Genomic DNA, 11,969 nt, shown 5'->3' on the forward strand with positions numbered 1-11,969 from the left:
CGCGTCATGCGGCGGCCTGATGGTCGGTCTGGCCGGCCGCGGCGGGGGCGGCCGCGCTGTCAGTGGCGCTGTCGGCGCGGATCACGCCGCTGTCGGCGCGGATCACGCGGTCGGCCACGTGGAAATAGCGGTCGTCATGGCTGACCGCGACAATGGTCTTGCCGCTGCGCTTGAGCTCCGGCAGCAGCGATTCATAGAAGTAGGCGCGGAACACGGGATCCTGGTCGGCCGCCCATTCATCGAGCAGCAGCACCGGGCGCGCCTCGACATAAGCCGCCAGCAGCGCCAGCCGCTTGCGTTGCCCCTGCGACAGCTGCGTGGTCGACAGCAGCTCGTCGCGGATGGCGACCTTGTGGTCCATGTGCAGCCGTTTCAGGAAGGCATTGGCCACCGCGGCGTCGAAGCGCCCGTCCGGGCCGACCAGCCGCGCGAACAGATGGGCGTTGGAGAACACCGTGGCGAAATGGCTGCGATACCAGGGCAGCTCGGCGGTACTCACCGGCTTGTCGCCGAGCGCTATGCTGCCGGCGCTCGGCTGGTACAGGCCCGCCAGCAGCTTCATCAGCGTCGACTTGCCGCTGCCGTTGCCGCCGACGATAAAGACGGTCTCGCCGGCGGACAGCGTCAGCGACACGGGGCCGAGGCGGAAGCCGCGCTCGTCGCCCTGGCCTGGATAGTCGTAGCGCACGTCCTGCAGCGTGATCAGCGGCGTGCCCGGCGCGGGCGGTGCAGCGGCGGTATTGGCCGAATGCAGCGCGAAATCCCCCGTGTAAGGCGCCAGGCGCAGCGTCTCGATCTTGCGCAGCGCGACGTTGCCGGTCATCAGGATCGGCAGCGTGCCGACCAGGTCGTTCAGCGGCATGCGCAGGAACATCAGCACCAGCACGAAGGCGGTGATGCGCTCGCGCCCAATACCCAGCGCATCGCCGGCGATAAAGATCGCGCACGCCAGCCCCAGGATCAGCGTCGCGGTGAACGACAGGCTCAGCACCCAGTAGCGGTCGGCGCGCACCTCATGTGCGCGCGCAAATTCCGCGGCGGGCTCGAAGTCGCGCTGGTAGAAGCTCTGCTTGCGCCAGGCATTGAGCGCCAGTTCATAGCGGCCATCAATCGCGCCCTGGTAGCCGGCGTAGAGCCGGTCGTCGGTGTCGCGCACCGCCTTCATCAGGGTGCGCATGCGCAGCACCCAGCGCTGCGCCAGCAGCACGCCTGCGCCCAGCACCGCGGCACCGAGCACGAACAGCTGCCACGACAGCCAGCCCAGGTACAGCAGCCCGCCCAGCACCAGCACGCCGTTGTAGAACACGAACGGCACGCGGTTGAAGGCCATGCCGATCGAGGCGATGTCCTTGGTCAGCGTGGCATAGACGGTCGGGCCGCCGATCGCTTCCAGGCGCTCCACGTCGGTATCGAGCACGCGCTTGAGCATGCGCAGGCGCATGTCGTACACCACGCGGTGGCCGAGCGCGGTCAGCAGCGCCTGCGAGCCGAAGCCGCAGCCGAACAGCACTGCCAGCAGGCCCAGCAGCACGCCGATGCGCCCCGCTTCGAGCGCCGCCGGCGCGGCGATCATGCGGTTGATCTCGGCAATCAGCGCGATGCCGGCGAGCGCGCTGCAGGTGCCCGCGGCCAGCGCCAGCAGCAGCAGGCCGCCGAAGCGGCGGCGCAATGAGAGGAACAGATTCACAGGGCCTCCAGCAGGTCGTTCATGAAGGCCAGGTCGGCGTCGGCATCGCGCCGGCCGGCCTGGTCGATCGCCGCGGCCATGTCGCGCAGCACGGGCGCAGCGAACAGCGCCGGCAGCGCCAGTTCGCAGGCCATCTGCTCGCGGATGCGGGTCTGCAGCCGCACCAGCAGCAGCGAATGGCCGCCCAGCAGGAAGAAGTCGTCGTCGGCCCCGGCCTGGGCCACGTCCAGCACCGCGCACCACAGCGCCGCCAGTTCGTGCTCGGTTGGCGTCGATAGCGCCGCCGGAGCGCGCGGCGCGGCCGGCTCGGGCAGCGCCTGGCGGTCGACCTTGCCGTTGGCGTTGAGCGGCAGCGCGTCGAGCCGCGTCAGGCTGGACGGCACCATGTAGCCGGGCAACTGCTCGCGCAAGCGCGCGAGGATGGCGTCGTCCGAGTCATCGCCAGCCGTGGCGGCCACGTAATACGCGCACAGCCGCGCCATCCCGTCGGGACCCTGCCGGGCCACACAGACTGCCTGGCTCACCTGCGGGCACGCGCTCAGCGCCGCCTCGACCTCGCCCGGTTCGACGCGGAAGCCGCGCACCTTGACCTGGTGGTCGCGCCGGCCGAGGAACTCGACGATGCCGTCAGCACGCTTGCGCGCCAGGTCGCCGGTCCGGTACAGCCGGTCGCCCGCCATGGCGCCCGGCGTGCCGGGCGCAAACGGGTTGGGCACGAAGGCCGCGCCGGTGCGGGCCGGATCCCCGGCATAGCCGCGCGCCAGCCCGGCGCCGCCGATGTAGAGCTCGCCGGCCACGCCCGGGGGCACCGGCTCGAGCCGCGCGTCCAGCACGTAGAGCTGGTTGTTGGCGATCGGCAGGCCGACCGGCGCGACCGCCCACGCGAGAGCGCCCTCGCCCGCCAGCGCATGCGCCGCGGACCAGACCGTGGTCTCGGTGGGACCATAGACGTTGCAGACCTGCGCGCCCCTGGCCAGCAGGGCCGCGGCCAGCTCGCGCCCCAGCGCCTCGCCGCCGCACAGCACGCGCAGCCCCTGCCATGCCGGCGAGGCTTGCGTCACCAGCATCTGCCAGGTCGCGGGCGTGGCCTGCATCACGGTGATGCCGTGTGCGGACATCAGCGCCGCCAGCCGCGCCGGGTCGCGCGCATCGTCGCGCGTGGCGATCACCACGCGGGCGCCGCTGGCCAGCGGCAGGAACAGCTCCAGCCCCGCGATATCGAAGCCGAGCGTGGTCACCGCCAGCAGCCGGTCGCTTCCATCCATCGGCACCACCGGCGTGATCGCCCGCAGGAAGTTGGCAAACGCGCCGCGCGAAATCTGCACGCCCTTGGGCGTGCCGGTCGAGCCGGAGGTGTAGAGGGTGTAGGCCAGTTGTGCCGGATGGCATTGCGCAGCCGGCTGCGTATCGGGAGCGGTGTTCCAGGGCGGCGTGTCACCGTCGACCAGCACCACCGCGCCGCTGTCGCCGAGCTCGGCGCGTGTAGCGGCGCTCGCCAGGATCAGGCGCGCACGGGCATGGCCGAGGATGTGGGCATTGCGCGCGGGCGGATGGTGGGCGTCGACCGGCAGGTAGGCGGCGCCCGCCTTCACGATGCCGAGCAGCACCGCCACCAGCGCGGGCGTGCGCGGCAGGCACACGCCGACCAGCGCCTCGGCGCCGACATCCTGCGCGGCCAGCCAGTTCGCGATGCGGTTGGCGGTCGCTTCCAGCCCGGCATAGGTCAGGCTCGATTCGCCGTCCGTCACCGCGATGGCATCGGGCGTGGCCGCGGCGGCGCGCGCGATCCGTGCGACTACGTCGTCGGCCGGGTCGAGTGCGAGGCCGGTGTCGTTGCCGTCGGCCAGCGTCCGGGCCTGCTCGCTTTCATCCATCAGGGACAGTGCTTCGAGCGGTGTCTCGGGCGCGGCCAGCATCGCGCCGAGCAGGTGTTCATAGTGCCGCGCCATCCGCTGTGCCGTGGCCGCGGTGAATAGCGTGGCGTCGTATTCCAGCGTGGCGGACACGCGCGTGGCGCTGGCGTGCAGGTCGAGCGTGACGTCGAACTTGGCGCTGTCGTCGGGCACCGGCAGTGCGCTCGCCTGCAGGCCGGGCAGCGTGAAGGCGGCGGGCTCGCCCATCTGCAGGTTGAACATCGCCTGGAACACCGGCGTGCGGCTGGGGTCGCGCGACGGCGCCAGCCTGTCGACCAGCAGTTCGAACGGCAGGTCGGCGTGGTCCAGCGCGGCGCGGGCATCGTCGCGGACCTGCTGGCACAGCGCGTGGCCGCTCAGGCCGGGCGTCAGCCGAGCGCGATAGACCTGGGTATTGATGAAGCAGCCGACCAGTTCGTCCAGCTCTTCATGCGTGCGGGCTGCGTTGGGCACGCCCACGGCAAAGTCGGACTGGCCGCTGTAGCGCGCCAGCAGCGCCTGCCATGCGGCCAGCAGCACGGCGAACGGCGTGAGCCGGCCACCCCGACCCGTGCCACCAGCGCAGTAGCTGCGCAGCGCTGCCACCACGTCGTCCGACAGCGTCCAGCGGACGCGCCCGCCCTTGCCTGCCGGCCGCGCCGGGCGCGGGGCATCGAGCGGCAGTTCCAGCGCGGGAATGCCAGTGCCCAGGCGGTCCGCGCAGCGTGCCAGCGCGGCATCGAGCGCAGGGCCATCGAGACGCTCGCGCTGCCAGGCCGCGTAGTCGGCATACTGCACCGGCAGCGGCGTCCAGCCCGGCTCGCTGCCATTGGCGGCCGCGCCATAGGCCCGCGCGAGGTCGCGCGCCAGGATCGGGTTGGACCAGCCGTCCGAGACGATGTGGTGCATGGCCAGCACCAGCACGTGGGCGCCATCCTCCAGCCGGGCGACGGTGACGTGGAAAGGCGCGGCGGCGTGCAGGTCGAATACACGCGCCGACTCGCGGCGCAGCAGCCCATCGAGCTCGCCTGCGGGCAAGTCGATCCATTGCACGGCCGGCGGCGCGTCGTCGACGATCTGCCGGGGCTCGCCGTCACCGGTCGAGAAACGGGTACGCAGTACCGCATGGCGCGCGGTCACCTGCGCCAGCGCGTGCTCCAGCGCCGGGGCCGACAGCGGGCCCTGCAGGCGCCAGGCGCGCACCAGGTTGTACGCGATGCTGTCCGGCGCGTAGCGCTGCAGGAACCACAGGCGCTGCTGCGCGAACGACAGCGGCGCGGGGCCTTGCGAGGCGCGCACGCGGATCGTCAGGTCGGGCATAGGCTGCGTCATTGGGTCTCCTCGGGAGCCGCGAGGCAGTCATTGCTGGCCTGGCTGCCACCGCGCGCACGGCCTTGCCGCGCGAACGGCAAGGCCAGGATCGCCCCGCAGCCGCGGCCATGCCGCGACTGACTGGCAAGGGGGCGCCCGGGTGCGACATTGTCTTTACAAAGCGAATTGCGAATATACCTGATAATCATTCTCATTTTCAACCAAGAAAAGGCGTTGACTGCATATCCGCAACGCCGTACGGGGCTGCCTCTTGTTTCCGTTACCGATCCTGCTTGCACTGTTTCCCGAGCCGCTGCGTCACTACGCCGAGGCCATACGCATCGGCCCCACGACGTCCGATGACGTCATGCCCGCCGCGCTCATGTCCGCGCCGGCGGGCCGCGCCCCACTGCGGCAGGCGCTTCACGCCATGGCCGTCCACTACGGTGGCGACGATGCGCGCGTGGCCGGCTCGGTCTGGGCGCGGCATTGCTTCTCCGCGCTGCTGCCCGGCACGGTGGCCGCCGCTGCGCTGGCGCACCACGTACTGCCCTTGCGCGACGCGGCCGTCCGGCCCGATCGGCATGGCCGCGCCGTGACGCTGCTGCTGCCACATTTCGGCCAGACGTTGCCCGGCGCGCCGCCGCAGCAGCGCTACGGCGCCCTGCTGGACGATCTGCTGGCGCCGCTGGTCGATGCGCTGGCAGCGGCCAGCGGCGCGTCGCCGCGCCTGCTGTGGGCCAATGCCGGCGCTGTCGTCGCCGAGGTATTGCGCCACGCGCCCGCCCTGCTGCAGCCGGGCATGCCGGCCACGGACGCCACGCTGGCGGCCGACGCCGCCTGGCTGATGGACACCCGCACCCGCCCAGACGGCCGCGACAACCCGCTGCATGCGCCGATGCGCGCGCACCGCGTGACGCAGGACGGCACCACCACCACGCTGTGGCTGCGCCGGCTGTGTTGCCTGCGCTACCGCTTGCCGGCCTTCACGCTGTGCGGCGACTGCCCGCGCCGCCTGCTGCGGTAAAGCCGTCGGCACCTAGGCCGCCAGCTCGCTGGCGCTGCCGTGCTCGACGCGCACCGGCACTTCGCCCAGCGTGGCGCCGGCCAGCGCCGGCAGCGCCAGCAGGATCGCCACGCACTGCCGGGTCAGTTCCTCCGCCGCGCTGTCGTCGAGCGCCGCCGTGTCGTACTCCACGCGCAGCGTCAGCGTTTCACGCGGGATCACGATGGCCGTTACCGGATAGCTCATCTGTCCGCGGTTATCGACATCGCTGAAGCGCAGCGCGCCGCGCTGGGTTTCCCGCAGCGTGCTGTCGACCGGGTAGTTCTCGTAGATCAGCATGGTGTCGAACGGCGCGTGCGCGGCATCGTCGCTGCCGGCCGCCCAGCTCTGCAGCCACGCCGGCGGCGCATGCTCGGTCTCGCGCAGCGCCAGGTTGTCGGCCTGCAGCGCCGGCAGCCAGTCGGCCACGCGCAGCGAGTCGGGCAGCGCCTGCACCAGCGGCAAGGTACTCGCGAGCAAGCCCATGATGTCTTCGATGCCGGGCAGCTCCGCCGAACGGCCCGAGCCCACCACGGCCATCCCCACCGTGCGCGCACCGGTGGCCTGGCGCAGCGCCAGCATCCATGCTGCCTGCACCAGCGTGTTGACGGTGACGTGCTGGCGGCTGGCGAAAGCGGCCAGCGTGCGCAGCGCATCGGCCTGCACCACGTGTTCCACCGCGCGGATCTGCTGACCGCGCTGTGCCGGCGCAACCTCGCGCGTGATGCGCACCGGTTGGCGTGCCAGCGGCGCCAGACGCTCGCGCCAGCGTTGTTCAGGATCGGCGCCCGACTGCGCCTGCTGCCACGCCACGTAGCGGCGCAGCGACACCGCGGGCTGGGCCGGCTGCTCGCCGTCGTAGCCGCGCAGCACCTCGCCCAGCAGGCGCGACATGCTCCAGCCGTCCAGCAGCAGGTGATGCCAGGTCCAGAGGAAGCGCCAGCTGTGGTCGCCGATGCGCACCAGCGTCAGCCGCATCAGCGGCGCCTGGCCCAGGTCGAAGCCCTCGCGGAACTCGGCCTCGCACAGCGCCTGCCATTGGGCATCGTCGGCGGCCGCGGCAGGGCGATGGCTGCGTTCGCGCCAGTCGTGGTGCCTGACCGGCAGCGTGGCCTGCGTGGGCACCACCAGCAGCGGCTCGGCCTCCATGCCCGCGCCCGCTTGCAGCCACGCCACCCGGGCCCGCAGCACCGGATGCCGCCGCACCGCGTCCTGCCATGCCGCGACCATGCGCTCCACGTCGAGCCCGTCCATGGTGGCCTGCACCTGCACGGTGTAGGCCGGCGAGCCGGGATGCCGCGCGCCGTGCCGGATCATGCCGCGCTGCATCGGCGTGGGCCGCCAGATGTCCTCGATCTCGTCGGCACGCAGCGCGAGCGCATCCAGTTGCTGCTGCAACAGCCCGCTGGCCGGCACATCGGAGGGCGTCAGCCGGGCCACGGACTGCGCCACGCAATGCCCGACCACCTCGCGCAGCGACTGCGCGATGCGCGCCATCAGCGCTTCGATGGTGGCCTCGCGGAACTGTGCGCCGCTGTAGGTGCAGCGGAACTGCAGGCGGCCGCCCTGGACCCGGCCATCGAACGCCAGCGGCGCCGGCAAGGGGATGTCGTCGGAGACGCCGCAGCCGGTATCCTCCGCGGCGGCCTGCCAGCCGCGTTCCCCAAGGCTGCTGTCGAACTGGCCGAGGTAGTTGAACAGCACCTGCGGCGCGCACGGCGGCAGCGCCGCTGGCGCGAGAGCGCTGAGCACGCCGTACCCAAGCCCTTGGCGCGGCACCGCGCGCAGCGCTTCCTTGACCCCGGCGATGGTGTCGCCGACGTCCGCAACGCTCGCCAGCCGGACCGGCCAGACGCTGGTGAACCAGCCCACCGTGCGGCTGAGATCGAGCGCGCTGCCGGCCGCCTCGGCTTCGCGGCCGTGGCCTTCCACGTGGATGCGGATGTCGTCGCGGCCAGCAAAGGCGCACAGCGCGCGCGCGAATCCCGCCAGCAGCAGGTCGTTGACGCCGGTGCGGTAGGCGGCATGCGCCCGCCGCAGCAAGGCGTCGGTCGTGGCCACGTCCAAAGCAAAGCTTGCCGTGCGCGGGCGCGCCGGTTCACCGCCCGGACCATCGCATGGCAATGACATCTGGTCGCGCGTGACGGTGCGCCAGTATTCGGCCTCGGGCGCGAACACGTCGCGCGCCGGCCCTGCGAGCGTGCGGCTCCATGCGGCATAGCTGGCGCCCACGGGCGCCAGCGCTGCCACCTGTCCCGCCAGCCGTGCGGCGTAGGCGGCTTGCAGGTCTTCCAGCACGATGCGCCAGGACACGCCGTCGACCACCAGATGGTGGCAGACCAAGAACAGCCGCTCGCTGCCATTGGCGACGCGCAGGTGCAGCGCACGCAGCAGCGGCCCGCGGGCGATGTCCAGCCGGTCCTGCTCTGCATCGCAGACAGCGGTGATTGCCGCGGCGTCCGGCACGTCGATGGCCGTCAGTGCGACCGCGTCCCGGGCTTCAGCGGCGGCCTGCTGGCGCCAGCCTTCGTCGGTGCGTGTGAAGTGGTAGCGCAGTGCGGCATGGTGGCCGATGACGTCCTGCAGCGCGGCCTGCAATGCCGGTGCGTCGATGGCCGACTGCGGGCGCAGCAGCACCGACTGGTTGAAGCGGTTGCGGCTGGCCTCGGCCAGCGGCTGCCCGAGAAAGGCCGCCTGCACCGGCGTCAGCGGCGCCGCGCCAGCGTCATCGTTGGCCGCATCCTGCGCCGTGCCACCCACGCGCTCCGCCACCCGCGCCAGCGCGGCCACCGTCTGGTGCTCGAATACCTGGCGCGGCGTCAGCCGCCAGCCCTGCAAACGGGCGCGCGCGACGATCTGCAGGCTCAGGATGGAATCGCCGCCGAGCGAGAAGAAGTTGTCATGCAGGCCCACCTGCGCGATGCCGAGCACGTCTGCCCAGACGGCCGCCAGCATCCGCTCCGCCGCTGACACCGGCGCGGTGTAGGCGGTCTCGGCCTGCCACTGCGGTTCCGGCAGCGCGCGCCGGTCCAGTTTGCCGTTGGGCGTGACCGGGAGGCTGTCGAGCTGCAGGATCGCGGCCGGCACCATGTAATCGGGCAAGGCCGCCGCGAGCGCCGCGCGCAGGGCCTCGCACGATACCGCGCGCTGCTGCGCCACGACGTAGCCGACCAGCCGCGTGCCGGCGGACGTCTGGTGCGGCAGCACCACCACTTGCCGAACGCCGGGCTGCGCCAACAGGTGCGCCTCGATCTCGCCCAGTTCGATGCGGAAGCCGCGGATCTTCACCTGGTGGTCCTGCCGGCCGAGGTATTCGATGCAGCCTTCGGGCTGCCAGCGCACCAGGTCGCCGGTGCGGTAGAGCCGTCCACCGGGCGCGCCAAACGGATCGGGAATGAAGCGGTCGGCCGTCATGCCCGCCCGGCCCAGGTAGCCGCGTGCCAGCCCTTCGCCGCCGAGATAGAGTTCGCCCGGCACACCTACCGGCACCGGTTCGAGCCGGCTGTCCAGCACGTACGCGCTGCGCGCGCCGACCGGCCGGCCGATCGGCGCATAGGCGCCGGTGACCTGAGCTTCCGCGTCGGCGGCCCTTGCCTTCCACACCAGCGGTGTCATCACCGTTTCGGTCGGGCCATAGCCGTTGATGATGTGCTGCGGCCGCAGCGCCTGCGTCAGGCGGGCCACGCCCGCGCGGGGCATGGCTTCGCCACCGAAGGAATAAAGCCACAGCGGCGGCGGATCGCCCTGCGATTCGGCCCAGGCGGCGAGCTGGTGCAGGTAGCGCGGCGGAAAGCCCGCGTGCGTGACCGCATGGCGTCGCAGCGCCGCGTAGGTCTGCTCCACGCTCCACAGCGTGTCGTCGCGCAGCACGATGCTGGCGCCGCTGGCCAGCGGCACCATCCAGCGCTCGTGCGCGCCGTCGAAGCTGAACGACAGGAAATGCAGCTCGCGGCTGGCGGCCGTGATGTCGTAGCACTCGGCGGTGGTGACCACGTGCATTGCCAGCGGGCCGTGCGCCACCGCGACGCCCTTGGGCTTGCCGGTCGAGCCGGAGGTGTAGATGACGTAGGCAAGCTGCGCCGGGTGTACGGCAATTTCGGGATCGTGTTCGAGGAAGGATGCGTCGGCGTCGTCATCGACCAGCAGCACTGTCATGCCTTCGGCTACCGGGAAGGCATCGCGCAGCGCGCGCTCGGTGAGCAACAACTGCGGCGCGGCGTCCTCCTGCATGTCCAGCAGGCGCCGCGCCGGATAGGTGGGATCGAAGGGCACGAAGCAGCCGCCAGCCTTCAGCACCGCCAGCAGCGCCACGATCATGCGCGGCGAACGGCCCAGCGCCACGCCGACGCGGCTCTCGGCGCCAATGCCCTGCGCGATCAGCCGGTGCGCGAGCCGGTTGGCCTGGCGATCCAACTCGCCGTAGCTGAGCGTGGCATCGCCGAACAGCACGGCCGGGGCCTCGGGCGCGCGGCGGGCGTGGGCCGCCACCTGTGCGTGCACCGGCACGAACAGTGGTGCTACGCAGCCAGGTTCGCTCCAGCGCGCCAGCGCGTCGCGCTCGGCGTCGCCCAGTAACACAGCCGCGGCGGGTGTCGTGGCGGGATCGGCGGCGAACGCCTGCAGCAGGCGCGCATAGTGCCCCGCCATGCGCGCCACGGTGGCGGCATCGAACAGATCGGCGGCATAGGCGATCCGGCCGCAAAGGCTGCCATCGGGCAGCTCGGTGGTGGCCAGGCTGAGTTCGAAACGCGCGGTCGTCACCGGCAATTCCAGCGGCGTGACGCGCAGCCCCTTCAGTTGCGGCACCGCCGCCGCGCCAGCGGTGCGATGGTCGAAGGTGACGTTGAACAGCGCCGGCTGCGCCAGGCTGCGGCCGGGCTGAAGCGCCTCCACCAGCAGGTCGAACGGCAGCGCCTGGTGCTCCTGGTCCGCCGCCGCCTGCCGTGCCAGCCGGGACAGCAGCTCGGCAAACGGCTCGTCTGGCGCCACCTCGGCGCGCATCACCTGCATGTTGACGAAGCAGCCGACCAGCGCCTCGGTTTCGCTGCGTTGCCGGTTGGCCACCGGCACGCCGATGCAGACGTCGGCCTGTCCGGTGTAGCGGTTCAGCAAGACCGCATAGGCGGCCAGCAGCGCCATGTTGAGCGTGGCCTGATGCGCGCCGGCGAGCGTGCGCAGCGCCGCGGCCACGTCGGCCGGAATGACGAAGGTGTGCTCGGCGCCCGCGCCGGTACGCGCCGCGCGGCGTGGCCGGTCCGCCGGCAGATCGAGTGCGGCGCCGGGCGCATCGCCCAGGCGTTCGCGCCAGTAGCCGAGCTGGCGCTCGGCTTCGCCGGCGTCCATCCAGTTGCGCTGCCACGCGGCAAAGTCGGCGTACTGCACCGGCAGCTGCGGCAGTTCGGCCGGCGTGCCGGCGGCTTCGGCCGCGTAGCAGGCGGCCAGCTCGGCGACCAGGCGCACGATCGAGGCGCCATCGGCGACGATGTGGTGCAGCACTACTACCAGCACATGGGACTGGACGCTCTCGCGGATCAGCGCGACGCGCCACAGCGGTCCTGCGGCGAGATCGAACGGCGCGTGGACAATGCCGTCGATGGCGGCGTCCAGGCCGGCGGGATCGGCCTCCATCTCGACGAAGGCCGGCGGCAGGCTCCCGTGCACCTGCTGGCTCGCCACGCCGGCCGCGTCGGTCGGATAGGTGGTGCGCAGCACCTCATGGCGCGCACCGATGCGATCGAACGCACGGCGCAGTGCTGCGACGTCGAGCGCCCCTTCGAGCCGGTATGCGCCCGGCATGTGATAGGCGGTGCCGGCCGGATCGAGCTGCTGCAGGAACCACAGGCGTTGCTGCGCGTACGACAGCGGCAGCGCTTCGCTGCGCGGCGCCGGCACGATCGGCAGCGTGGAGAAGGCCACGCCTTTGTCGTGCAGCGCGGCCAGGAACGCCGCGCGCTGCGCTGGCGCCAGCCGGGCAAAGCGCGCGGCGACCTGCGCGTGCGCGGTATTCAATGCATCTGACATGGGAGCGGTATCA

At 71.9% G+C, this 11,969-nt stretch carries 4 protein-coding genes; 1 reads left to right on the forward strand and 3 read right to left on the reverse strand.

The features are described 5' to 3' along the window. Positions 1–4 precede the first annotated feature (4 nt). Together AC3WLE_RS15250 and AC3WLE_RS15255 are read right to left on the reverse strand one after the other, a co-directional pair. Complete coding sequence (locus AC3WLE_RS15250; protein ID WP_492319576.1) at positions 5–1,687, reverse strand: cyclic peptide export ABC transporter; 1,683 nt, start codon at positions 1,685–1,687, stop codon at positions 5–7. Continuing rightward, positions 1,684–4,911 carry an amino acid adenylation domain-containing protein gene (locus AC3WLE_RS15255; protein WP_492356010.1) on the reverse strand — a complete coding sequence of 1,076 codons (3,228 nt, stop codon included), beginning with the start codon at positions 4,909–4,911 and terminating at the stop codon, positions 1,684–1,686. The genes AC3WLE_RS15250 and AC3WLE_RS15255 overlap by 4 nt, the downstream gene beginning before the upstream one ends. A gap of 409 nt (positions 4,912–5,320) precedes the next feature. Between AC3WLE_RS15255 and fhuF the strand changes: the two genes are divergently transcribed. After that, positions 5,321–5,917 carry a siderophore-iron reductase FhuF gene (gene fhuF / locus AC3WLE_RS15260; protein WP_492352179.1) on the forward strand — a complete coding sequence of 199 codons (597 nt, stop codon included), beginning with the start codon at positions 5,321–5,323 and terminating at the stop codon, positions 5,915–5,917. 12 nt (positions 5,918–5,929) lie between these two features. Here the strand turns inward: fhuF and AC3WLE_RS15265 are convergent, their stop codons facing one another. Next, complete coding sequence (locus AC3WLE_RS15265; protein ID WP_492356009.1) at positions 5,930–11,956, reverse strand: amino acid adenylation domain-containing protein; 6,027 nt, start codon at positions 11,954–11,956, stop codon at positions 5,930–5,932. Positions 11,957–11,969: the final 13 nt, after the last annotated feature.

The organism is Cupriavidus sp. FW306-1B-F12B (assembly GCF_058781795.1).

Bases quoted from the DNA above. Each gene is read 5' to 3' on its own strand.
- AC3WLE_RS15255 (WP_492356010.1), bottom strand. From the start codon at position 4,911: ATGACGCAGCCTATGCCCGACCTGACGATCCGCGTGCGCGCCTCGCAA.
- AC3WLE_RS15265 (WP_492356009.1), bottom strand. From the start codon at position 11,956: ATGTCAGATGCATTGAATACCGCGCACGCGCAGGTCGCCGCGCGCTTT.
- fhuF (WP_492352179.1), top strand. From the start codon at position 5,321: ATGGCCGTCCACTACGGTGGCGACGATGCGCGCGTGGCCGGCTCGGTC.